This is a genomic window from Streptomyces sp. NPDC002867 (assembly GCF_053591895.1).
This window is the reverse complement of the sequence record NZ_JBSFUR010000033.1, coordinates 1-23,357: the sequence shown is the minus strand read 5'-3', so window position 1 is coordinate 23,357 and position 23,357 is coordinate 1. Positions and strand designations below refer to the sequence as shown.

Below are 23,357 nucleotides of genomic sequence, written 5' to 3'. Positions count from 1 at the left end.
TTCGTGAGTCCCTGCCCCTCCAGCCCGCGATGCCCCACGACAGCGCCGCGCAGTTCGACACCACCGCTCAGCTGCTGACGCGCATCACCGCTCAGCTCGGCACCCAGCTGAGTCACGTCCGACTGAACGGAACCCGCAGCGCATGCCCCAGGCCCACCACCGCCCGCCCCACTCCCACCCGACCCACCGCCGGCCGGCGCTCGTCGCCGTAGCCCACGGCAGTCGCGACCCGCGCGCCCTGAGTACCGTCTCCGCTCTCCTCGAGCGGGTCCGTGAGCTCCGGCCCGGTCTCGACGTCCGGCTCGGGCACATCGAGCTGAACGAGCCGCTGCTCGCCGACACCCTCGCCGGGCTGCGGGGCGCGCCCGCCGTGCTCGTGCCGCTGCTCCTCAGCCGCGGCTACCACGTGAAGCACGACCTGCCGCAGACCGCCGCGGCCGCGCCCGGCGGCGGCGCGGACATCCGCATCGCCCGCCCCCTCGGACCGCACCCCCTGCTGGTCGAGGCCCTGTGCTCGCGGCTCACCGAGGCCGGCTGGCGCGACGCGGACGGCAGCAGCCGCAGCACCGGCGTCGTCCTCGCATCCGCCGGGTCGCGTGACCCCGAGTCCGCCGAGGACACCCGCCGCATGGCGGAGATGCTCGGCGAACGCCTCGGCGGCGTACCCGTCGTCGCCGCGTACGCCTCCGCGCTCGCGCCCACCGTCCCCGCCGCCGTCCGCGCGCTCACCGCCCGCGGCCGGCACCGGATCGCCGTCGCGTCCTACTTCGCCGCGCCGGGGCTCTTCGCGACCCGCAGCGCCGCCGCCGCACCGTGGATCGCCGCCGACCCGCTCGGCACCCACCCGGCGCTCGCCCGCCTTCTGCTCCACCGTTACGACGAGGCGCGGACGCGCCCGTACGCCCTGCGCGAGCAGGAGCTGTCGGCCGCCTGAGCAACCACCGGGGCTGCCTGCGGCCTTCCTGGTCCCCACTGTCGGCCCCGCCGGTTACCTTCGGTGCATGGATGGCACTGGCACCACCGGCACCGACGGCATCACCTGGCCGCCCGACCCCGAGGCACCCACCCCGCACGCCCGTGAGACGCCCGCTCCCGGGACCAGGAACCCGGAGTCGTACGCCTCGGACCCCTCCGCACCCGACGGCTACGGCGCCGCGGACGCCGAGCGCTTCGCGCCCGAGCCCGACAAGCGGCCCGGCCGTACGGCCTTCCAGCGCGACCGGGCCCGCGTCCTGCACTCCTCGGCGCTGCGCCGCCTCGCCGGCAAGACGCAGGTCGTCACCCCCGGCACCCGCAGCCACGCCTGGGACGCCAGCCCCCGCACCCGGCTGACGCACTCGCTGGAGTGCGCCCAGATCGGGCGCGAGCTCGGCGCGGCCCTCGGCTGCGACCCGGACCTCGTCGAGGCGGCCTGCCTCGCCCACGACCTGGGCCACCCCCCGTTCGGCCACAACGGCGAGCAGGCGCTCAACGAATTCGCCGAGGACTGCGGCGGCTTCGAGGGCAACGCCCAGTCGCTGCGGCTGCTCACCCGTATCGAGCCCAAGCGGTTCGTCCCCGTGGCCGGCCACGACGAGCCCGTCAGCGTCGGGCTCAATCTCACGCGGGCCGCGCTGGACGCCGCCACCAAGTACCCCTGGCCGCGCGGCGGGCACCCCACCGACCCGTCCTCGGGGAAGTTCGGGGTGTACGAGGACGACCTGCCGGTCTTCGCCTGGGTGCGCCGCGGCGCACCCGCGCACCGCAAGTGCTTCGAGGCGCAGGTCATGGACTGGTCCGACGACGTGGCGTACTCGGTGCACGACTTCGAGGACGGGCTGCACGCCGGGCACATCGACCCCAACTGCCTGCTGTCCCCGGCCGAGCGCGAGGGGATCTGGGCCGTCGCCGTGGGCCGTTACGTGCCGAAGGACACCGCTCCCGAGGAGCTGTCCGAGGCGCTCGACCGGCTGATCGACGCGCCGTGGTGGCCGCACCACTACGACGGCTCGGCCGTCGCCCAGGCCCGGCTCAAGGACGCGACCAGCCAGCTCATCGGCCGGTTCGCGCTGGCCGCCGAGGGCGCCACCCGCCATGCGTTCGGCGGCGGCGGGCTCACCCGGTACGAGGCGGAGCTCGTCGTCCCGCGCGCCACGCGCAACGAGTGCGCCGTCCTCAAGGCCGTCGCCGACCGCTATGTGATGCAGCGTGCCGAGCAGGAGGCGCTCCGCGCCGACCAGCGCATCGTGCTGGCCGAGCTGGCCGACGCGCTCACCGTGCGGGCACCGGAAGGACTGGAGCCGCAGTTCCGGGCACTGTTCGAGGCCGCGCCCGACGACCGGGCCCGCAAGCGTGTGATCGTCGACCAGATCGCCTCGCTCACCGACGCTTCCGCGCGCACCCTGCACGCCCGGCTGCTCCTGCGCCGCTGACTCCCCGCACCCGGTCCGCCGGGTACGGTGATCGTTTGTCGATTCGTCCGGTTTGACACGCCCGAGGGGCACTCCCTCTTCCGCCGCCACGCTCCGTGCGGGACGCTCGCTGAAGGCCGAGCGGCGCAGAGACAAACAGTGCAGGGACTCTAGGAGGCATCACGTGGTCGACGCACATCGGACCTTCGTCATCGTCGGCGGTGGACTGGCCGGGGCCAAGGCCGCTGAGACCCTCCGTGCAGAGGGGTTCACCGGGCGAGTGATCCTCATCGGCGACGAACGCGACCACCCGTACGAACGTCCGCCGCTGTCCAAGGGCTTCCTCACGGGCAAGGAGGAACGCGACAGCGTCTTCGTCCACGAGCCGGGCTGGTACGCGCAGGCGGACGTCGAACTCCACCTCGGCCAGCCGGTCGTGTCCATCGACCGCGCGGCCAAGTCCGTCCGCCTCGGCGACGGGGCCGTCGTCCACTACGACAAGCTGCTGCTGGCCACCGGCGCCGAGCCGCGCCGTCTCGACATCCCCGGCACCGGCCTCGCCGGCGTCCACCATCTGCGCCGCCTCGCCCACGCCGAGCGGCTGCGCGGCGTCCTCGCCGCGCTCGGCCGGGACAACGGCCACCTCGTCATCGCGGGCGCCGGCTGGATCGGCCTGGAGGTCGCCGCCGCGGCCCGCGGATACGGCGCCGAGGTGACCGTCGTCGAACCGGAGGCCACCCCCCTCCACCAGGTCATCGGGCCCGAGCTCGGCCAGGTCTTCGCCGAGCTGCACCGGGAGCACGGCGTCCGCTTCCACTTCGGCGCCCGCCTCACCGAGATCACCGGCCAGGACGGCATGGTGCTCGCCGCGCGTACGGACGACGGCGAGGAGCACCCCGCCCACGAGGTCCTCGCCGCGATCGGCGCCGCCCCGCGCACCGCGCTGGCCGAGGGCGCGGGCCTCGCGCTCGCGGACCGGGCGCACGGCGGCGGCATCGCCGTCGACGCGAGCCTGCGCACCTCGGACCCCGACATCTACGCGGCCGGTGACGTCGCCGCGGCCCAGCACCCGCTGATCGGCGCCCGCCTGCGCGTCGAGCACTGGGCGAACGCGCTGAACGGCGGCCCGGCCGCCGCCCGCGCCATGCTGGGCCGGGCCGTCACCTACGACCGCGTCCCCTACTTCTTCTCCGACCAGTACGACCTGGGCATGGAGTACAGCGGCTGGGCGCCCCCCGGGTCGTACGACCAGGTCGTGCTGCGCGGCGACGTCGGCAAGCGCGAGTTCATCGCGTTCTGGCTGAGCGGGGGGCGGGTGCTGGCGGGGATGAACGTCAATGTGTGGGACGTCACCGAGAACGTCCAGCAGCTCATCCGCTCCAAGGCGCGCGTGGACGCCCAGGCGCTGGGCGACCCGAGCGTCCCGCTCACGGAGCTCGGCGGCTGAGGGCGCTGTCCCCGCTCCACCGTAGACTTCACGCGTGGCAGGCAGGATCAACGATGACGACGTGAAGGCGGTGCGGGACGCGGTCCCGATCGACGCCGTCGTGTCCGAGTACCTCCAGCTGCGCAACGCGGGCGGCGGCAACCTCAAGGGCCTGTGCCCCTTCCACGACGAGAAGTCACCCTCCTTCCAGGTCAGCCCGAGCAAGGGACTGTTCCACTGCTTCGGCTGCCAGGAAGGCGGCGACACCATCGCCTTCGTGATGAAGATCGACCACCTCTCCTTCTCGGAGACGGTCGAGCGCCTCGCCGCCCAGGCGGGCATCACCCTGCGCTACGAGGAGGGCGGGTACAACCCCACCCACCAGCGAGGGGAGCGCATCCGCCTCGTCGAGGCGCACAAGATCGCCGCCGAGTTCTACGTCGAGCAGCTGGACGGTCCCGAGGCCGAGATCGGCCGGAAGTTCCTCGCCGAGCGCGGCTTCGACCAGGCGGCCGCCCAGCACTTCGGCGTCGGCTACAGCCCGGCCGGCTGGGACCACCTCACCCGTTACCTGCGCGGCAAGGGCTTCAGCGACAAGGAGCTCGTCCTCTCCGGCCTCTCCCAGGACGGCCGCCGCGGTCCCATCGACCGCTTCCGCGGCCGGCTGATGTGGCCCATCCGCGACATCACGGGCGAGGTCGTCGGCTTCGGCGCCCGTAAGCTGCGCGACGACGACAACGGCCCGAAGTACCTGAACACCCCCGAGACCGCGATCTACAAGAAGTCGCACGTCCTGTACGGCATCGACCTCGCCAAGAAGGAGATCGCCCGCACGAGCAGTGCCGTCGTCGTCGAGGGCTACACGGACGTGATGGCGTGCCACCTGGCGGGCGTCACCACCGCGATCGCGACCTGCGGCACGGCCTTCGGCGGTGACCACATCAAGATCCTGCGCCGGCTGCTGATGGACAACGCCACCGCCGAGGTGATCTTCACCTTCGACGGCGACGCGGCCGGGCAGAAGGCCGCGCTGCGCGCCTTCGAGGACGACCAGAAGTTCGCCGCCGAGACGTCCATCGCGATCACCCCCGGCGGTATGGACCCGTGCGAGCTGAGGCTCGCCGAGGGCGACGCGGCGGTGCAGAAGCTGGTCGAATCCCGCACTCCGCTCTTCGAGTTCGCGATCCGGCAGATGGTGGCCCGGCACAACCTGGAGACCCCCGCCGGGCGGGCCGCCGCCCTCGACGAGGCGGCCCCCGTCGTCGCCGGCATCAAGAACATCGCGATCCAGCACGAGTCGGCCGTTCAGCTCGCCGGCATGCTCGGGATCCTCGACACGCAGTTCGTGGTCAAGCGGGTGGCGCAGCTGGCCCGTTGGGCCCGTGAGCGCGGCGGGCGCGGCGGCCCGGAGAGGTCCGGCGCCGCGCGTTCGCAGCAGCAGGTCCAGGCAGCGCCGGCGCCTCAGTACGCGTCCGGGCCCGCGCTCAATCTGCGCAGCCCCGCCCACCGCACCGAGCGCGAACTGCTCAAGCTCGCGCTCCAGTACCCGGCCCTGGTCTCGCCGGCCTTCGACGCCTACGGCGTCGACGAGTTCACCGCCCCGCCGTACGCGGCCGTCCGTCAGACCATCGAGGACGCCGGTGGCGCCGAGCAGGGCGCCGGGGACACCCCCGGCTACCTGGCCCGCGTCCGCGATGCCGCGCCGAACGACACGGTGCGCGCGCTCGTCACCGAGCTGGCGGTGGAGGCGGTCCACGGCAGGACCGTCGACGAGGCGTACGCGGGCGAGCAGCTCGTCCAGGTCCGGCTGCGCGCGGTGGACCGCCGTATCCGCGACATCCAGGGCACGATGGCCCGCCTGGGAAGCAACGCCGAGCCCGAGCGGTACGCGGCCGTGGCCAACGAACTGTGGGTGCTCCAGCAGTACGCCCAGTCCCTGCGCAACCAGGGCGCGGCGGCGCTGTAGCGCCCCGCTCGGCCCGCCTCAGCGGGACGCGAGGGCCGGCGCGAGGCCGATGAGCGGTCCGTGTCGGACGGTTGGAAGGACGGCGATGGTTCTTGAGTTGCTGCCGGAGGTGGGGGTTGCCACGCTCCGGCTCGGCATGTCGGCCGAGGAGGCGGTCGGGGCCGCGCGCGAACTGGGCTTCTTCCCGTCCGGCGCGGACTACGGCGACGCGGCCGGGCAGGTGTTCTGCGGGCACGCGGAGTCCGAGACGGCGTTCACGCTCGGCTTCCCCAAGGGCGCGCTGACCGACATCCACGTGTACCGGTTCCGAATCGAGGACGCGGATGTGACGGCCGTCCTCGACGGGCTCGACGTCTTCCGCACTCCCAGCGACGAACTGCTGGAGCGCCCCCAGGAACGGGGCCACACGGTCGAGCAGAACGACGACGGGGTGGACACTCTTCCCGACCTCAAGGTGATCCTGTCGAACGAGAGCAGCTTCGAGTACCCGATGGACGAGGAGGGCGACCCGATTTATTTCGACTACGCCCTCGTCACCTCGGTGCACTTCCGGGGGCCGCGCGGGGACTGACCCCGGCGGCCGTCGACGTTCCCGCCGGGCTGCCCCCAGAAGTCACCGCTCGTCCGCGAAGGTCGGGGCGAGCGCCGTCAGCAGCCGTTCCACGTACACGCGCTCGTCGTCCGCGAACTGCGGGTAGTCCGCGGCGAAGTGGTCCCACTCGACGTACCCGACGGCCTCCACGACGTCCTCGAACAGGACCGTCTCGCGGTACGGATACGGCCACTCGCCGGTCAGCCGGAACACCTCGTCGAGCAGCTCGTACGACAACGGGTGGCGCTCTGCGAGGAGGGCGGCGTCGTAAAGGTCCTTGCCCTGCGTGCAGACGTCGGTGAGCAGCCACTGGAGCTTCCACGCCAAAGACAGTTCCGGGCTCGCCGCCTGCAGCTCGGTGCCCGCGACCGTCGTGCGGACCGCCTCCCTCGGCAGCCGCTCGTTGAAGACGAAGTCGAGCTGGACCTGACCGCCGGGCAGGCCCGGAACGGACCACGGCAGCACCATCCGCCGCCCCGGCACCCGGTCGTACGTCCAGATGTACTCGGACTCGGCGCCGCTCGCGTCGATCGTCAGCGGGCCGCCCCGCTCCTCGGCCGCGCGCTGCGCGGCCGACGCGATCCCGGCCAGCATGGTGCCGGTGCGCTCCTCCTCGATGTTCCAGTCGGCGGGCACGACCACGAAGTCGAGATCCTTCGGCTCGCGTGCCTCCCCGGGGAACCAGGCCGCCATCGGCATGCTGCCGCGCAGCACCAGCGAATCGGCCCATCCCGATCGCGAGACGGCGTCGAGGACCGTGTCGAGCGCGGTGCGCCGGGCCGACTGCCAGGCCGCGGTATCGGCCGTGACAGCGTCCAACGGCCGGAACGCCCTGCTGAAGTGCTTGAGCGCAGGGTCGAAGACCTGGTGCCGCGCACCCTTGTGGTCCATGCCCACCCGCAGGGTGCGCGGCAGTTCCGTGGTGCGCCGCTCGATGTCCGCCCTGGACTCGGCCAGATCCTCCGGCCCGCCCGGAATCGGCCGCCTGCCTGCCTGCGTCACTGTGCCGCCCCCTCCTCGATCCATCCGTCGTCGACCGACAGATCACTGTCGTGCAGCACGAACTCCCGCTCCTGTGACCGGATTTCGTAGCCCTGCTTCGTCAACTCCGCGACCAGCGCGTCACACGCCACGCCCGCTTCCGCCGCGGAGACCCGGTGGCAGCGCTGCGTCACGAACCGTTCGTGCCGTCCGCCGCCGGACACCCTCCGCGCGTTCCACGACAGGTGCGCCCCGTGCCGCACGGCCAGCGCGGCGAGCGCCTCGCGGTCGAAGTCCCGGTCCAGCAGCAGCTTCACGTGGTGCTCGAAGTACCCGTCCGCTGTCGCCGCCACCTCCGGTGACCAGGGCGTGGTCTCGATCTTCACGCGCACCGGGTCGAAGCCGGCCGACCGCAGCCGTTCCACCAGCCGCTCGGCGGTGGCCCGTTGGGCTGCGAAGCCGTCGCGGCCCTTCAGGGTCAGCATCGGCTGGGAGACCATCCGGCCCCGCGCCGGCTCGATGTGCGTCACCTTCAGCCCGGCCGCGTGCGCCCAGACGTCCAGCCTCTCCTCCCCGCCGGCGCCGCAGCGCACGGTCACATGGGTCTCGTACTCACAGCTCTTGTGCACCGGCAGATGCTCCCAGACTCCCGCACGCCGGGCATCCGAGTAACCGACCGGTCACGCACGGGTCGCAAAAAGTCACCGCACGCCCCTCGTGGCAGGGATGTGTCGTACCCCACACTGGGAGCGGTGCCTGAGCCCTCGGAGTTGCCGCACGCCCCCGACCGGCAGCGATCACCCTGGAGGTCGCCCCCGTGCAGACCCAGACCCTGACCGAGACCGACGCGGCCGTGGCCGTCGCCACGGCCGCCGTCGAGCAGGTGCCCGCGCAGGGCCCGCCGGCGGGGCACCCGGAGGCGGTGCCGGACCCCGTGGACGCGAGCGCGGCCGAGGACGAGGCCGCCGACGAACTCGAACTCCCCGAGCCGCCCCGGCCCGTGGCCCGCGCCGCCGAGGGATCGGGGCCGTCCTCCGACCTGTTCCGCCAGTACCTGCGCGAGATCGGCCGCATCCCGCTGCTCACCGCGGCCGAGGAGGTCGAGCTGGCGCGGCGCGTCGAGGCGGGCCTCTTCGCCGAGGAGAAGCTGGCGAACACGCCCGACCCGGACTCCCGGCTCGCGGTCGACCTCGACCGGCTGGTGGTCATGGGCCGGCTCGCCAAGCGCCGTCTGATCGAGGCCAACCTCCGCCTCGTCGTCTCGGTCGCCAAGCGCTACGTGGGCCGCGGGCTCACCATGCTCGACCTCGTCCAGGAGGGGAACCTGGGCCTGATCCGCGCGGTCGAGAAGTTCGACTACGCGCGCGGCTACAAGTTCTCGACGTACGCGACGTGGTGGATCCGCCAGGCCATGTCCCGAGCGCTCGCCGACCAGGCCCGCACGATCCGGGTGCCGGTCCATGTCGTGGAGCTGATCAACCGCGTGGTCCGCGTCCAGCGCCGGATGCTTCAGGAGCGGGGCTACGAGCCGACGCCCGAGGAGGTCGCCGCCCAGCTCGACCTTCCGCCCGAGCGGGTCGGCGAGGTGCTGCGCCTCGCGCAGGAACCGGTGTCGCTGCACGCGCCGGTGGGCGAGGAGGACGATGTCGCCCTCGGTGACCTGATCGAGGACGGCGACGCCGCGTCGCCGGTCGAATCGGCGGCCTTCCTGCTCCTGCGCGAGCACCTGGAGGCGGTGCTGTCCACGCTCGGCGAGCGCGAACGCAAGGTGGTCCAGCTCCGCTACGGCCTGGCCGACGGCCGCCCCCGCACGCTGGAGGAGATCGGCCGCCTCTTCGGCGTGACGCGCGAACGAATCCGCCAGATCGAGTCCAAGACCCTGACCAAACTCCGCGACCACGCGTTCGCCGACCAACTCCGCGGCTACCTCGACTGACCCGCACGCCGCCGGCCGGGTCCGGGGCGAAGCCCCGGCTCCGGGAAGGGGTGCGTGGGGGCTACTCCACCTCGACCACCGCCTGCGCGAACTGCGCCGCGTACAGCCGCGCATACGTCCCCTCCGCCGCCAGCAGCTCCTCGTGCGTCCCCTGTTCGACGATCGATCCGTCCTCCATCACCAGGATCACGTCCGCGTCCCGGATCGTGGAGAGCCGGTGGGCGATCACGAAGCTCGTGCGGCCGTGGGCCAGGCGGGCCATCGCCTTCTGGATCAGCACCTCCGTACGCGTGTCGACCGAGCTCGTCGCCTCGTCCAGCACCAGGATCACCGGGTCGGACAGGAACGCCCGCGCGATGGTGATCAGCTGCTTCTCGCCGGCGCTCACGCCCGAGCCCTCGTCGTCGATCACCGTGTCGTAGCCGTCGGGCAGCGTGCGGATGAACCGGTCCGCGTGCGCCGCGCGCGCCGCCTCCTCGATCTCCTCACGGGACACCTTCCGCGAGGCGCCGTACGCGATGTTCTCCGCGATCGTGCCGCCGAACAGCCAGGTGTCCTGCAGCACCATGCCTATGCCCGACCGCAGGTCCTCACGGGACATCTTCGCGATGTCGACCCCGTCGAGCGAGATCCGCCCGCCGGTCACCTCGTAGAACCGCATCAGCAGATTGACCAGCGTCGTCTTGCCCGCGCCCGTCGGGCCGACGATCGCGACCGTGTGCCCGGGTTCGACGGTGAGCGACAGGTCCTCGATCAGCGGCTTCTCCGGCTCGTAGCGGAACGCCACCTTCTCCAGCGACACCCGGCCCTCGGACCGCTCGGGCCGCTCGACGGACGGAGCGTCCGGCTCCTGCTCCTCCGCGTCCAGCAGCTCGAAGATCCGCTCGGCGGACGCGACACCCGACTGCACCAGGTTCGCCATGGAGGCGACTTGCGTCAGCGGCATCGAGAACTGGCGCGAGTACTGGATGAACGCCTGCACGTCACCGATGGACAGTGAGCCGGACGCGACCCGCAGCCCGCCGACGACGGCGACCAGCACGTAGTTCAGATTGGAGACGAAGAGCATCAGCGGCTGCATCATCCCGCTGTTGAACTGAGCCCTGAACCCGGCCTCGTACAGCGCCTCGTTCTGCTCGGCGAAGCCCTGCGCCGACTCCTTCTGGCGGCCGAAGACCTTCACCAGCGCATGACCGCTGTACATCTCCTCGACATGCGCGTTCAGCGCGCCCGTCGACTTCCACTGGGCGACGAAGTGCGGCTGCGACCGCTTGCCGACCCGCGTCGCCACGAACACCGAGACCGGCACGGTGACGAGCGCGACCAGCGCCAGCAGCGGCGAGATCCAGAACATCATCGCCAGTACGCCGACGATCGTGAGCAGCGAGTTGATCAGCTGGCCCATCGACTGCTGGAGAGTCTGCGAGATGTTGTCGATGTCGTTGGTGGCGCGACTGAGCACCTCGCCGCGCTTGGCCTTGTCGAAGTACGACAGGGGCAGCCGCGACAGCTTCGCCTGCACGTCCTCGCGCATCCGGTACACGGTCCGGTTGATCACCTTGATCGACAGCCTCGTCGACACCAGCATCAGCAGGCCCGCCGCCACGTACACGACGAGGGCCACCAGCAGCACGTTGCCCACGGCGGTGAAGTCGATGCCCTCGCCAGGGGTGAAGTCCACTCCGGAGAGCATGTCGGCGAGTCCGTCGTCGCCCTTCGCCCGCAGGCCCTCGACCGCCTGCTCCTTGGTCGTGCCGTAGGGCATCTCCCGGCCGACGACGCCGGCGAAGACGAGGTCGGTCGCTGTTCCGAGGATCTTGGGCCCGATCACGTTCAGCGCGACGCTCAGCACACCGGCCGCCAGCATCCACCACAGCGCGGCCCGCTCGGGCGCCAGGTGCCGCAGCAGCCGCTTGCCGGAGCCCTTGAAGTCCATCGACCGCTCGCCGGGACTCTGGCCCGCCATCATCCGTGCAGCAGGTCCCCCGCTCATGCGGCCTCCGCCTCCGTCAGCTGCGAGAGCACGATCTCTCGGTACGTCTCATTGCCCTGCATCAACTCGTGGTGGCTGCCCGCCCCCACGACCCGCCCCTCGTCCAGCACCACGATCCGGTCCGCGTCACGGATCGTCGACACCCGCTGGGCGACGATCACGACCGTCGCCTCGGCGGTCTCGCGCGCCAGCGCCGCCCGCAGCGCCGCGTCCGTCGCGTAGTCCAGCGCGGAGAAGGAGTCGTCGAAGAGGTAGATCTCCGGACGCTGCACCAGGGTCCGCGCGATCGCGAGCCGCTGGCGCTGGCCGCCGGAGACGTTCGTCCCGCCCTGGGCGACGGGCGCGTTCAGACCGCCCTCGAGTCCGCGCACGAAGTCGGCCGCCTGCGCCACCTCCAGCGCCTGCCACAGCTCGTCGTCGGTCGCGTCCGGATTTCCGTAGCGCAGGTTGGTCGCCACGGTGCCGGAGAAGAGGTACGGCTTCTGCGGCACGAGCCCGACCGTGCGGGCCATCAGCTCCTGGTCCAGCTCCCGCACGTCCACGCCGTCGACGAGCACCTCGCCGCCCGTCGCGTCGAACAGCCGCGGCACCAGCCCCAGCAGTGTCGACTTACCGCTGCCGGTCGACCCGATGATCGCGGTGGTCTCGCCCGGCCGCGCCACCAGATCGATGCCGCGCAGCACCGGCTCCTCCGCGCCGGGGTAGCAGAAGTCCACGCCGCGCACTTCCAGATGACCGCGGGCGCGCAGCTCGCGCACGGGCGCGCTCGGCGGAACGACGCTGGAGTCGGTGTCCAGCACCTCCTGGATGCGCTCGGCGCACACCTCCGCACGCGGCACCATCATGAACATGAAGGTGGCCATCATCACGGCCATCACGATCTGCATCAGATACGCGAGGAAGGCGGTCAGGGCGCCGATCTGGATGGCCCCGCTGTCGATGCGGTGCGCGCCGAACCAGACGACCGCGATGGACGACACGTTCACCACGGTCATCACGGTGGGGAACATCAGCGCCATCAGCCGGCCGGTGGACATCGACACGTCCGTCAGCTCGTCGTTCGCCCCGCGGAAGCGCTCCTTCTCGTATGGGTCCCGGACGAAGGCGCGGATCACGCGGTTGCCGGTGATCTGCTCGCGCAGCACGCGGTTCACCGTGTCGAGCCGCTCCTGCATAGTGCGGAACAGGGGGCGCATCGTCTTGACGATCAGCGACACGGCGATGCCGAGCACCGGCACGACCGCCAGCAGCACGACCGACAGCGGCACGTCCTGCCCGAGTGCCATCAGGATGCCGCCGACGCACATGATCGGCGCCGACACCATCAGCGTGAACGCCATCAGCACCAGCATCTGGACCTGCTGGACGTCGTTCGTCGTCCGCGTGATCAGGGACGGCGCACCGAAGTGGCCGACCTCGCGGGCGGAGAAGCTCTGCACCCGAGCGAAAATGTCGGCCCGCACGTCCCGTCCGAGGGCGGCGGCGGTCCGGGCGCCGTAGAAGACGGCCCCGATGTTGCACAGCACCTGGACCACGCTGATGCCGATCATCAGCGCGCCGACGGTCAGGATGTGACCGGTGTCCCCGGTGACGACACCGTTGTCGATGACGTCGGCGTTCAGGGTCGGCAGATAGAGGGTGGCGCTGGTCTGCAGCAGTTGCAGCACCACCAGCAGGGCGATCGGTTTCTTGTACGGACTCAGGTAGGTCCGCAGCAGTCTTATCAGCACGTGCGGTCTCTCGGGCTCGGCAAGATCGGCGGTCACCTCATCTTCCGGCACCCGGCCGCCGAACCCCCAAGGGTTTTCCCCAAGCCCGAGTCAAAAGCAGATCGTCATACCGCGGGGCCGAACGCCCCCGGGTGGATCTGGTCCCGCGTCGCCCCGTACTGCTGGCGCACCGCCTTGCCCACCGCGGCATCCTCGCCCGGCTCGAAGACCTGCGCGGCGGCGCCCTGCCAGGCCGGCGGCGCCTGAGGCGACAGCGTCCTCCGCGCGGCGCCCAGCGCCCATGCCGCCTGCCGGGCCGCGCCCAGGGCCGCGTAGTCCGCCGGCTGCGGCACGACGACCTGCGTCCCGAAGACGGAGGGGGCGATGGCCTGGACGGCCGGCAGTTCGGCGGCCGCCCCGAGCAGGAACACGCGGCGCACGTCGACCCCGCGCCCGCGCAGCACGTCCAGCGCGTCGGCCAGCGAGCAGAGCATGCCCTCGAACGAGGCCCGCGCCAGGTGCTCGGGCTTCATCGACTCACGCCGCAGCCCGCTCAAGGTGCCCGCCGTGTGCGGAAGTTGGGGGGTGCGTTCGCCCTCCAGGTACGGCAGCAGCACCAGGCCGGACGAGCCGGGCGTGGACTTCAGGGCGAGTGCCGACAGCTCGGCCAGGTCGGCCACGCCCAGCAGCTCGGCGGTGCCGCGCAGCGCCCGTACGGCATTGAGGGTGTGCACGACCGGGAGGTGCATCCCGGTCGCGTCGGCGAAGGAGGTGATCATTCCTGTCGGGTCGGCCAGCGCCTCGTGGTGCACGGCCATCACGGAACCGGAGGCCCCCAGCGACACCACCGCGTCGCCGGTGCCGACGCCGAGCCCGAACGCGGCCGCCATGGTCTCCCCGGTCCCCGCCGAGATCAGCAGCCCCTCCGGCGTCGTCCCGGCGGCGTCGGCGGGGCCCAGCACCTCGGGCAGCGCACACGGGTGCCCGAGCGCGAGCTCGACGAGGTCGGGACGGTACGAGCCGGTGCCGGCCGACCAGTAGCCGGTGCCGGAGGCGCCGCCGCGGTCGGTGGTCCGACGGGCGGGGCGGCCGAGCAGCTGCCACACCAGCCAGTCGTGCGGCTGCATCACGGCCGCCACCCGCTGCGCGGCCTCCGCCTCGCTGCGGGCCAGCCAGCGCAGCTTGGCCACGGGCTGGGCGGCCTGCGGAACCGATCCGACGGCCTCCGCCCACGCCTGGCGCCCGCCGAGCGCGTCGATCAGATCGGCCGCCGCGACCTGAGCCCGCTTGTCGTTGCCGAGCAGTGCGGGCCGCACCAGGCCGCCCTGCGCGTCGAGCGTGATCAGGCCGTGCTGCTGGGCGGAGACGCCGATGGCCTCCACGCCCTCCAGCAGACCGCCTCCGGCCGCCTCGCCGAGCGAGAGCAGCCACGCCTGTGGATCGATCTCGGTGGCCTTGGGCTCGACGGGATGCGGCGCGTATCCCTGGCGCAGCACTGCGCCTGTGTCCGCGTCGCAGACGACGATGCGTGTGAACGCGGACGAGCTGTCCAATCCGGCGACTATCCCCATGTCCGGAATTCTGCCGTACGCCGGGAGCGGTCTCGTCACATGTGCCACGGGCAGGCGCCGGAAAACGGCGATGCCGCCGGTTCGCCGGCGGCATCGCGTGTCAGGTGTTGCTCGTTCCCCATTCGTCCTCGGTGCCGGAGCCCCGCTCCCGCAGCGCGCGGACCCGCTCCGCGACCGACTCGGGCACCCGGTCGCCGACCTTGTCGCTCACGGCGTGGAACGCCTTGCCCGCCGCCTCGCGTCCGTTGTGGGCGGCCGACTCCGCGGCGTTGCGCACCGCCGGGTTCTGGGAGAACTGCCGCGCGGACTTCTTGAGCTGCTCGTAGCGCTCGCGGCCGGCCCGTGTGCCGATCACGTAGCCGATCGCCAGTCCCACGACGAACGTGAGCTTGTACCGCATGGGTGTCACCTTCCGTTGCGTCGGTGCTGCCCGCCTACCCGTCGAGGCCCGTGATCACGCGGTGCCGAACCGATTGGCGGAGCACCCCCCTGCTTGCGCTAATGTATGTGTCGCAGCGAGCGCACGCCCTCCGGGAGCACCCCGGCAGGTGCGTTCGGTGCACACGCAGCAATCCCCTGTAGCTCAATTGGCAGAGCAGCCGGCTGTTAACCGGCAGGTTACTGGTTCGAGTCCAGTCGGGGGAGCGCGATCCCCTGTAGCTCAATTGGCAGAGCATTCGGCTGTTAACCGGAGGGTTGCTGGTTCGAGTCCAGCCGGGGGAGCAGAGACGGAAGAGGGCCCCGACGAGGGTCCTTTTTCGCGTTTCCGGGGGTCTTCCATATGTTCAGCGCGACATCCGGAACCGGGCGGCACACAGGGAAGTCCTCATGGTCGAGCGTTGCCGACCGTGCGAGGCAGGAGATCGTATGACCGGCTATGCTGCGGCAGACGGCGCGCACAAATGTGCGCGACGCGCCGTGAGGGGCGGTAGCTCAGCCGGTTAGAGCAGCGGACTCATAATCCGTCGGCCGTGGGTTCGAGTCCCACCCGCCCCACACAGGGATCACGTAGCGGAACCGTTTCTACCTGCGGGGATGTGCGAACGGGGGCCGCCGCACCGATGCGCGGCCCCCTTTCATCCGTTCAGACCAAGATCCATAGCCACAGGGCTCCGGACGCGTCGCGGGCCACGAGGTCCATGCGGCTGTCGCGGTCTCATCGCCTGCGACCGGCAGGGCGAGCCGGATCGGCGAACCGTGCAGACTCCCTACCGACCTGCCGCGGCATGCCGCTCAATGGTGGGGAACCGGGGGTCACCAGGTGCGGCCCGCGTCGAGGAGGAGGTCGCGGACCCGGTTGACGTCGGGGTTGGCGGGCCTGCCGGGGCGCTGGACGAGATAGCCGGTGTTGATGGGCGGGTCGTCCGGTTCGTGCAGGGGCACGAGGGCGCCGGAGGCGAGCTCGTCCTGGCACAGGAAGCGGGGAAGGACGGTGAAGCCCGCTCCCGCGGCGACCGCGGCGAGTACGCCGCGCAGGTCGGGAACGGTGACGGCGGCGGGGCAGGACAGCCGCGTGCCGAAGACGTGGCGCCAGTAGCGGCGGGCGATGGGCAGGTCCTCGGCGTAGGTGACCAGGGGGACGGCGTGCAGCGCGGCCGGGCCGTCGGCGGCCAGCCGTTCCTTCAGACGGCCGGCCCAGGCGGGCGCGGCGACCAGGACGAACTCCTCGTCCATCAGCGGCACGGCGGCCAGCGCCCTCCCGCGCGGCCGGACGGTGGCGATCACCAGGTCATAGTGTCCGGCGCGCAACTCCTCCAGGAGCGGGTCGGTCAGGCCCGTGGTCACGCGCAGCCGTACACCGTCGGCGGCCAGCGGGGCGAGCGTCGGCAGTACCCGGGTGCACAACAGCTCGGCGGGCCCTGCCAGATGGACGGGGGCGGCCGGCTTGTCCGGTGCGGTGCCGTGCCCGGCGACGGCGGCGAGCGCGTCGAGGGGCGCGGCCACGCCGGCCGCGAGATCGTGGGCGACGGGTGTCGGGGCGACGCCGCGTGGCAGGCGCTGGAACAGCTCGCGGCCTGTCTGCCGTTCCAGGGCGCGGATCTGGGTGGTCACCGTGGGCTGGGACAGGCCCAGCAGTCCTGCGGCGGCGGTGAAGGAACCGGAGCGGTACACAGCCAGGAAGGTGCGCAACAGGTTCAGGTCCGGGTGGGGTACCGCAGCGGACTGCGGTACCCCGGTCGGGCCATCGGGATCCTTATGTCTCACGAAGGAATCCTATCCGCTCCCTATGGCAAGGCGGGCTGTGGCGGCGTCCGGATCCTTACGCCCGGAACGCGGCCGGGCGCTCGGGGGACGCCTCGGCCAGGGCCTTCGTCACCTCGGCGACGCCGCCGCGCAGGCCGTAGACGGGGGTGGCGGGCTGCTGGCGCCAGGAGTCGTCGATGCCGCCGGAGTCCACGGTGTCGAAGCCGAGCTCGTCGATGAGGCCGCGGACGATGTTCTTGGCGGTCTCGTCGTCGCCCGCGACCGGCAGCGCCATCCGCTCGGGGTCGTCCTTCGGGCGTGGCTTGTCGAGGATGTCCTGGGCGTAGGTGCCGTTGAACGCCTTGATCACCGGGTGACCGAGGTGCTGCTGGGTCCAGCGGCTCTCGGTGAGCCCCTCGTCCTCGACGGCGGCGATCCTCCCGTCGCGCTCCTTGGGGTAGTAGTTACCGGTGTCGATCACGGCGAAGCCGTCGGCGGCCCCGTTGAACAGGCCGGGCGGAAGGTCGGGGATGTTCTTGAGCGGGATGGTGACCACGACGACCTCGGCGCCGCGGGCCGCTTCGGTCACGGCTACCGGGGTGGCGCCGGTCTCCTCGGCCAGCGCGGTCAGGGTGTGCGGGCCGCGGGAGTTGGCGACGGACACGTCGTGCCCGAGGGCCGTCAGCCGCCGGGTGAGGTTGCCGCCGATGTTGCCGGCGCCGATGATGCCGATCTTCATGGGGAGTCTCCTTGAGTCGGGGGTGCATGGGGAGGACGGGGTGCTGTGCGGGCCGTGTCACACGGCGTCGAACGTCCCTTTCATGGTGAGCCGGATGGGCTGAACCGGGGGCAGGAATGGGCCTGTTCAGCAAGAGGGATGTGCTGACCGTCGAGGTCGGTTGCCGAGGTGTTCAGCGGAGCGGGTTGGGGCGGCACCGACGGAGCCTGGAGGCTGTTGGCCTGTTGCCGCACGATGCGGCTGGGTGCCGTGCCGTTGAAGTCGAGGCCGGTGAGGGCGACCAGGGCGATGAGAGCGAAGGCCAGGGCGCCGAGGGTGAAGACGACGCTGTACTGCGCCTCGGCTGGCAACGCGGGGTTACCGGGCGGGAGATGGGGCAGGGTGTTGGCGGCCAGCAGGATGGTGATGACGGCCGAGCCTGCGGAGCTGCCGACCGAACGGGCGATGGAGTTGATGCCGTTGGCGATGCCGCTCTGGTGGGCAGGCACGCCCGCCGCAATGAACGCGGGAAGGGTGGCGAAGCCGAAGCTGACGGCGATGCCGGTGAGGATGCCCGCGGTGACGACGGATGCCGTGCTGTCGTGGGCGAGGGCAAGCCAGACGAAGCCGGCAACGCCCGAGGCGGCGCCGGCAGCAAGGGTGACGCGGGCGCCGACGCGGCGCACCAGGGTGCCGCCCAGCTGCGCGGCGATCAGTGAGGCGAGGGTGCTGGGCAGCAGGTAAGTGGTCGCGGCGCCCAGCACGGAGGCGGAGAAGCCGTATCCGGCCAGATCCCTGGGGGTTTGGGCCAGGAAGGCGATGCCGATGAACTGGGTGAACATGCCGAAGCCGAGCAGCACACCGGCGATGTTGGTGAAGAGCACCGGCCGGAACACGAACATGGTCATGTCCACCAGGGGCTCGCTGACGTGTCGCTCGACGACCACCCAGACCGTGGCCAAGACGGCCGCGGCGGCGAACAGGATCAGGGTGCGCGGGGAGGCCCAGCCCCAGCTGTTGCCCTGGGAGACGGGCAGCAGGAACAGGACGAGGGTGGCCGCCAGGGTGGCCGCGCCGGCACAGTCGGTGCGGCCGCCAGTGGTCTCGCGGGAGGGCGGGACGGCGGCGATGACGCCCACGAGAGCGATCACGGATAGGGCGGTGGCCATCCAGAAGACGCGGTGGTAGTCGGGATCGGTGCTCTGGGTGAGCAGACCCGCGCCGACCAGGTCGAGCCCGGCGCCGACCGCGAGGGTGCCGCTGATCAGGCCCATGGCGAGCTTTTCGGCGGAGGCGAAGTGGGTGCTGCGGTGGTGCCGCCGGGGATTCCGGGCATGGTGACCGGGGCAGGCCGGGGGCGGTCCGCGGGGGCGCGCGGTCAGTGGGTCGCGACCGGGGCGCCCAGCAGGCCGGACAGGAGCGCGTCGGTCGCGGGCCCCAGCAGCAGCCTGCCGTCGCCCACCGACTCCAGCCCGATCACCAGGGCGATCGCGATATCGGCCGCCTCGCCGGGCTCGACACCGCCCACGGTGCCGGCCTCGGTGAACAGGCCGATCAGCAGGCGGCGCAGGTCCGCGGTGAAGGTGGTGCAGATCCCGCCGAACAGCCGGGCCTCTTCGTCCAGGAGCTCGGCGGTGTGAGGGGAGTCCCCGGCGAGCTGGAGGACCAGGTCGAGCTTGGCGGCCAGGACGCCCCGGACGCGCTCGGCGTACGGGACGTCCTCGGCGGCCGCCGCCTGCCGGGCGCGCTCCAGTGCCTGGGTGTGCAGGCGGTGGGCGAGCTGCCGGAAGGCATCGTCCTTGCTGCGGACGTACTGGTAGACCGCTGACCGGGAGACGCCCATGGTGGTGGCGATGTCGTCCATGGTGGTGCGCCGCACGCCGTACCGGGTCAGGCAGTCGTAGGTGGCGTCCAGGACCTCGCCCAGCCGGTCAGAGCCCATGGCTCAGGCCAGCTTCTTGAGCAGTTCCGCGGCGACGGGGGCGGAGGAGACCGGGTTCTGGCCGGTGACCAGGTTGCGGTCGACGACCACGTTCGGCGCCCACGGCTCGCCCGCCTGCACCTGCACGCCCGCCTCCGTCAGGCGGGTCTCCAGCAGCCACTTCGCCTTGTCGGCGAAGCCGGCCTGCGCTTCCTCGGAGTTGGTGAACGCGGTCACCCGGTAGCCCGCGAAGGCGTTGGACCCATCAGTCCTCACGGCCGCGAGCAGAGCGGCCGGGGCGTGGCAGACCACACCCAGCGGCTTGCCCGCTTCCAGGGTGTCGATCAGCAGCGTGCCGGAGGTGGCATCGACGGCGAGGTCCTCCATCGGGCCGTGACCGCCGGGGTAGAAGACCGCGGCGTAGTCGTCGAGGTTCACGTTCTCGAGGTCGATCGGGTTCTGCAGCTCGGTCATCGCGGCGAGCGCGTTCGCGATCTTGTCGGCGTTCTCCTGGCCGCCGTTGACCTCGGGGGCGAGGCTGGCCTGGTCCACCGTGGGGACGACGCCGCCCGGGGTGGCTACGACGATCTCGTGGCCGGCGGCCCTGAACGCCTCGTACGGGGCGACGGCCTCCTCGGCCCAGAAACCGGTCGGGTGCTTGGTGTCATCAGCCAGCGTCCAGTAGTCGACGCCGGTCATCACGAAAAGGATCTTCGACATGGTGTTTCTCCGAGGGGAGGGGCCCGGCTGGCCGGACCCGGAGGGTGGGTTGCGTATCGCGCGCTCCGAGGTGCTGCGTCCGCTGACACTCTGCGATCGCTGACACATTGAGTGCAGATCGTCAGAACGGCGATGTCCTCGACACTAGGCGGCGGTCCGATAGGTATCCAATGAGGAACGCAATGCCTGCCATCGGAACTCCAATGGCTCTCTGGGAATAGGGCTCAGCCGGTGCCTCCGGCCTCCCAGCGGCCGCGGCGGGCGCACCCGCACTGCCGGCTCTATGCGGCAGCCGGCTCTGGGCCCGGTGGCGTACCGGCGGTGTGTGCTGGGGGCTGTCACCGGGGCGCCGGCGACAAGCAGTGAGCCGACCGGGGCCTCGAGGAGCGGGACTGGGTACTGCTGGGGGAAGCTCCAAGAGGGCCGGCGTGATCTTGTCCATCTCGCAGGGTCCGGAATAGGCTGCAACTAGTCAAGGTTTTGACCGTCAAGTTACTGACTAACTGGTGAGTGACCACCCCCTACGCAGGAGAAGCCTGATGAGTGAGAACCTCTCCCCGACCGGCCGCTTCCACGAGCCGCTGACCCGCGACAACGCGGCACTGCTGCTCGTCGACCACCAGATCGGCCTGTTCACCGGAGTCCGTGACGTCGGTGTCGCCACGCTCAAGCACAACGTGGCCGCTCTGGCCAAGGCGGCTCAGGTGCTCGACATCCCCACCGTGGTGACCACGACCATGGCGGACGGCATGTGGGGCCCGCTCGTACCGGAGCTGGCCGAGGTCCTCCCCTCGGATCTCGAGGTGATCGACCGCGGCACCGTCAACGCCTGGAACGAGCCGCGTGTCCGCCAGGCCGTGGAGGCCACCGGCCGCAAGAAGCTGATCATCGCGGGCATCTCCATCGAGGTGTGCCTCGCCTTCCCGGCGATCTCCGCCACGGCCGCCGGCTATGACGCGTACGCGGTCATCGACGCTTCCGGCACCTTCAGCGAGACCAAGCGCACGGCGGGTCTGCTGCGCATGCAGCAGGCGGGCGTCATCGTCACCGACTACGCCACCACGATGGTCGAAGTCCTCGCCGACAACGCCGACCCCAAGGCCTACGAGGTCTATGGGGCGCTGGACATGCCGTTCGCCACGCTGGTGGGTCAACTGTCCGCCGCTTACTCCAAAAACGGCTGACCCGTCCAGCCCCCTGAACCGCTCCAGCGGCGCCCATCCCCCGTAACGGCTTCGCAGGAGCTCCCCGGGTACCGGGACCTGTCCCCCCGCAAGGCCCGGTACCCGGACCAGGACTCACGGCATCTCGCCCCTGGGGCGCGCCGCGGGCCCGCTGCTTCGAAGGAGAAAGACCATGCCCGCAGTAACCGCCGACTCGCCCCTCGCCCTGCCGCGCATCCCACGCCCGGGAGAAGCCGCCCGGCAGCGCCCCGTCCTCGCCGTGACCGACGCCCCCCAAGGCTTCGAAGGCGAAGGATTCCCCGTGCGCCGCGCCCTGGCGGGAATCGATCTGCGCCACCTCGATCCCTTCCTGATGATGGATCAGATGGGCGAGGTGGAGTACAGCCCCGGCGAACCCAAGGGAACACCGTGGCACCCTCACCGGGGATTCGAGACCGTCACCTACATGATCGATGGCGTCATGGAGCACCGGGACTCCAATGGAGGCGGCGGTGTCATCACCAATGGGGACACCCAGTGGATGACGGCCGGCTCCGGCATGCTCCACATCGAAACACCCCCCGAGCACCTGGTGATGAGCGGTGGGCTGTTCCACGGCTTCCAGCTGTGGGTCAACCTGCCCCGCGACCGCAAGCTGTCGGCACCCCGCTACCAGGACATCCGCGGTTCACAACTCGAACTCCTCGCCAGCGACGACGGCGGAGCCCTGGTCCGGCTGATCGCCGGTGAGTTGGCCGGAAAGCACGGCCCCGGTGCGACGCATACGCCGATCATCCTCCTCCACGCCACCCTCAGTCCCGGTGCGCGGCTGACCCTTCCCTGGCGCCAGGACTTCAATGCCCTCGCCTATGTGCTGGCAGGCCGGGGTGCCGTCGGTGAGGACGCGCGACCGGTGCGCTCCGGTCAGCTCGCCGTCTTCGGCGCGGGCGACGCGCTCAGCGTCCAGGCTGACGAGAAGCAGGAGAGCAGGTCCCCGGCGCTCGATGTGGTCGTGCTCGGCGGTCTGCCGATCCGTGAGCCGGTCGCCTGGAACGGCCCCTTCGTCATGAACACCCGCAGCGAACTCCTGCAGGCGTTCGACGATTTCCAGGCCGGACGGCTCGGCCGGATCCCGGCCGCATGACCCCGTGCCGGACCGCTCGGGGCACCTCACGCGCTTCGCCCGCGAGGTGGTGCCTGCCGTACGGGACATGCTCGGCCAGGCGTCGCTGTCGGCCGGCAGCTGATCCGGCCACTGCCGTTCCCCCACCAACAGGCCTTCACGAAGGCCGCCAACAGGAGTGATCACAGCCATGACCTTGTGGAACGTTACCGTCCCGACCTTGCGCATCGTGGGCGGCGAGGAAGTGCACGGCACCCAGACGTGGGTCGTCCAGGCGCCGCGCAGCGTCGAGGCGGTGCGACAGGTGGTCGCTCGTGTTGCCGCCGAGGACGCCGTCCGGCACCGCCGGGGTGCCGCCATCGACTCCACCGCATTCACCACCACCCGCTGGACGAGTCCAGACGGGCCGCCGGCAGCCACGGTTCCCTGCCCGCTGGACCCGCGGGACGGACAAGTCCGGTGGGACCAGGGCGCGGACACTTCCTCGTCCGCACCCGCTCCGGCCAAGTACGGGACTACTACCGCTGCCTGACAGCCTCGATCCCGACGCTGTCCCCGATCAACGCGCGCCCGCCGGCCAGAGGCACATGGCCTGCTGGAGGCATCGCCGCCGCTCATGAAGCAGTCGAAAGCGGTAGCGCCGTAGGGCCCACCGTGGTCGACCTGCTGGGTCACCTGGCGCGGTCGCCTTCGAGGTCCCACTGTGAGGCGGGATCAGCGACCGGTGCCCTTCCCCGGCTCCCGCCCGCCGGCCGCGACCTCGTCGAACTGTGCCAGCTGCTGTGCGGTGATCTCCCGGAACGCGTCCTTGAACACCGCGTATCTCCGCTCGCCGATCGCCTCTGCGTGCCGCTGCTCGATGGCGGCCGTGATCGCGTCCGACTTCTCCATCTGGTCCCGGCCGCGGCGAGTGGGGACGATCAGCTTGGCCCGCCGGTCCCGGGGGTCGGGCCGGCGCTCCACG

At 71.4% G+C, this 23,357-nt stretch carries 19 protein-coding genes, 3 tRNA genes and 2 pseudogenes; 12 read left to right on the top strand and 12 right to left on the bottom strand.

Annotation, left to right across the window (positions count from 1 at the left end; all coding sequences use genetic code 11):
• The first annotated feature begins 142 nt into the window (after positions 1-142).
• The 5 genes from ACWD0A_RS25600 to ACWD0A_RS25580 all read left to right on the top strand — a co-directional run bounded on the left by ACWD0A_RS25600 (position 143) and on the right by ACWD0A_RS25580 (position 6,353).
• The gene (locus tag ACWD0A_RS25600) at positions 143-934 is read left to right on the top strand and encodes a sirohydrochlorin chelatase (protein WP_451301739.1); all 792 of its coding nucleotides are present in this window, start codon (positions 143-145) and stop codon (positions 932-934) included.
• Between the two features lie 67 nt (positions 935-1,001).
• Positions 1,002-2,411: a deoxyguanosinetriphosphate triphosphohydrolase gene (locus tag ACWD0A_RS25595; protein ID WP_451301737.1), complete on the top strand. Its 1,410-nt coding sequence runs from the start codon at positions 1,002-1,004 to the stop codon at positions 2,409-2,411.
• 163 nt (positions 2,412-2,574) lie between these two features.
• Positions 2,575-3,837 carry an NAD(P)/FAD-dependent oxidoreductase gene (locus tag ACWD0A_RS25590; RefSeq protein WP_451301735.1) on the top strand — a complete coding sequence of 421 codons (1,263 nt, stop codon included), beginning with the start codon at positions 2,575-2,577 and terminating at the stop codon, positions 3,835-3,837.
• A 34-nt stretch (positions 3,838-3,871) separates the two neighbouring features.
• Positions 3,872-5,782, top strand: coding sequence for a DNA primase (dnaG, locus tag ACWD0A_RS25585; RefSeq protein WP_451301733.1), 1,911 nt, complete (start codon positions 3,872-3,874; stop codon positions 5,780-5,782).
• Positions 5,783-5,867: 85 nt separating this feature from the next.
• The gene (locus ACWD0A_RS25580) at positions 5,868-6,353 is read left to right on the top strand and encodes a hypothetical protein (protein WP_451301731.1); all 486 of its coding nucleotides are present in this window, start codon (positions 5,868-5,870) and stop codon (positions 6,351-6,353) included.
• 42 nt (positions 6,354-6,395) lie between these two features.
• Here ACWD0A_RS25580 and ACWD0A_RS25575 read toward each other — a convergent pair whose 3' ends face one another.
• Together ACWD0A_RS25575 and ACWD0A_RS25570 are read right to left on the bottom strand one after the other, a co-directional pair.
• A complete protein-coding gene (locus ACWD0A_RS25575; protein WP_451301729.1) occupies positions 6,396-7,376 on the bottom strand; it encodes a nucleotidyl transferase AbiEii/AbiGii toxin family protein in 981 nt (326 codons plus the stop codon).
• Positions 7,373-7,984, bottom strand: a complete 612-nt coding sequence (locus tag ACWD0A_RS25570) for a hypothetical protein (RefSeq protein ID WP_451301727.1) — start codon at positions 7,982-7,984, stop codon at positions 7,373-7,375. Before ACWD0A_RS25570 ends, ACWD0A_RS25575 begins: the two co-directional genes overlap by 4 nt.
• 188 nt (positions 7,985-8,172) lie before the next feature.
• Between ACWD0A_RS25570 and ACWD0A_RS25565 the strand changes: the two genes are divergently transcribed.
• Entirely contained in the window at positions 8,173-9,291 is a 1,119-nt protein-coding gene (locus ACWD0A_RS25565) for an RNA polymerase sigma factor (RefSeq protein WP_451301725.1), read from the top strand.
• Between the two features lie 61 nt (positions 9,292-9,352).
• Here ACWD0A_RS25565 and ACWD0A_RS25560 read toward each other — a convergent pair whose 3' ends face one another.
• The 4 genes from ACWD0A_RS25560 to ACWD0A_RS25545 all read right to left on the bottom strand — a co-directional run bounded on the left by ACWD0A_RS25560 (position 9,353) and on the right by ACWD0A_RS25545 (position 14,964).
• Positions 9,353-11,284, bottom strand: coding sequence for an ABC transporter ATP-binding protein (locus ACWD0A_RS25560; RefSeq protein WP_451301723.1), 1,932 nt, complete (start codon positions 11,282-11,284; stop codon positions 9,353-9,355).
• Positions 11,281-13,014, bottom strand: coding sequence for an ABC transporter ATP-binding protein (locus ACWD0A_RS25555; protein WP_451301811.1), 1,734 nt, complete (start codon positions 13,012-13,014; stop codon positions 11,281-11,283). The genes ACWD0A_RS25560 and ACWD0A_RS25555 overlap by 4 nt, the downstream gene beginning before the upstream one ends.
• Before the next feature lie 104 nt (positions 13,015-13,118).
• Positions 13,119-14,564, bottom strand: coding sequence for an FGGY family carbohydrate kinase (locus ACWD0A_RS25550; protein ID WP_451301721.1), 1,446 nt, complete (start codon positions 14,562-14,564; stop codon positions 13,119-13,121).
• A 100-nt stretch (positions 14,565-14,664) separates the two neighbouring features.
• Positions 14,665-14,964, bottom strand: a complete 300-nt coding sequence (locus tag ACWD0A_RS25545; protein ID WP_451301719.1) for a YtxH domain-containing protein — start codon at positions 14,962-14,964, stop codon at positions 14,665-14,667.
• A 172-nt stretch (positions 14,965-15,136) separates the two neighbouring features.
• Between ACWD0A_RS25545 and ACWD0A_RS25540 the strand changes: the two genes are divergently transcribed.
• From ACWD0A_RS25540 to ACWD0A_RS25530, 3 genes are all read left to right on the top strand, one after another.
• Positions 15,137-15,209: transfer RNA gene (locus ACWD0A_RS25540), tRNA-Asn, on the top strand.
• Positions 15,210-15,214: 5 nt separating this feature from the next.
• A tRNA-Asn gene (locus tag ACWD0A_RS25535) sits at positions 15,215-15,287 on the top strand.
• A gap of 199 nt (positions 15,288-15,486) precedes the next feature.
• Positions 15,487-15,560, top strand: a tRNA-Ile gene (locus ACWD0A_RS25530).
• Between the two features lie 258 nt (positions 15,561-15,818).
• On the opposite strand, the gene ACWD0A_RS25525 is transcribed toward ACWD0A_RS25530, so the two are convergent.
• From ACWD0A_RS25525 to ACWD0A_RS25505, 5 genes and pseudogenes are all read right to left on the bottom strand, one after another.
• The gene (locus ACWD0A_RS25525; protein WP_451301717.1) at positions 15,819-16,769 is read right to left on the bottom strand and encodes a LysR family transcriptional regulator; all 951 of its coding nucleotides are present in this window, start codon (positions 16,767-16,769) and stop codon (positions 15,819-15,821) included.
• A 55-nt stretch (positions 16,770-16,824) separates the two neighbouring features.
• Positions 16,825-17,493 (bottom strand): annotated as a pseudogene (locus tag ACWD0A_RS25520) (NADPH-dependent F420 reductase); the annotation flags it as partial.
• A gap of 74 nt (positions 17,494-17,567) precedes the next feature.
• Positions 17,568-18,740 (bottom strand): MFS transporter, encoded by a 1,173-nt coding sequence (locus ACWD0A_RS25515; RefSeq protein ID WP_451301715.1) that lies wholly within the window; start codon positions 18,738-18,740, stop codon positions 17,568-17,570.
• Positions 18,741-18,844: 104 nt separating this feature from the next.
• The gene (locus tag ACWD0A_RS25510; protein ID WP_451301713.1) at positions 18,845-19,408 is read right to left on the bottom strand and encodes a TetR/AcrR family transcriptional regulator; all 564 of its coding nucleotides are present in this window, start codon (positions 19,406-19,408) and stop codon (positions 18,845-18,847) included.
• A gap of 3 nt (positions 19,409-19,411) precedes the next feature.
• Complete coding sequence (locus tag ACWD0A_RS25505; RefSeq protein ID WP_451301711.1) at positions 19,412-20,107, bottom strand: type 1 glutamine amidotransferase domain-containing protein; 696 nt, start codon at positions 20,105-20,107, stop codon at positions 19,412-19,414.
• A 539-nt stretch (positions 20,108-20,646) separates the two neighbouring features.
• On the opposite strand from ACWD0A_RS25505, the gene ACWD0A_RS25500 reads away from it, so the two are divergent.
• The 3 genes from ACWD0A_RS25500 to ACWD0A_RS25490 all read left to right on the top strand — a co-directional run bounded on the left by ACWD0A_RS25500 (position 20,647) and on the right by ACWD0A_RS25490 (position 22,925).
• Positions 20,647-21,291, top strand: coding sequence for an isochorismatase family protein (locus tag ACWD0A_RS25500; RefSeq protein WP_451301709.1), 645 nt, complete (start codon positions 20,647-20,649; stop codon positions 21,289-21,291).
• A gap of 172 nt (positions 21,292-21,463) precedes the next feature.
• The gene (locus tag ACWD0A_RS25495; protein ID WP_451301707.1) at positions 21,464-22,414 is read left to right on the top strand and encodes a pirin family protein; all 951 of its coding nucleotides are present in this window, start codon (positions 21,464-21,466) and stop codon (positions 22,412-22,414) included.
• A gap of 169 nt (positions 22,415-22,583) precedes the next feature.
• Entirely contained in the window at positions 22,584-22,925 is a 342-nt protein-coding gene (locus ACWD0A_RS25490) for a hypothetical protein (RefSeq protein ID WP_451301705.1), read from the top strand.
• Between the two features lie 182 nt (positions 22,926-23,107).
• On the opposite strand, the pseudogene ACWD0A_RS25485 reads toward ACWD0A_RS25490, so the two are convergent.
• Positions 23,108-23,357: pseudogene (locus ACWD0A_RS25485) on the bottom strand (MarR family transcriptional regulator); the annotation flags it as partial.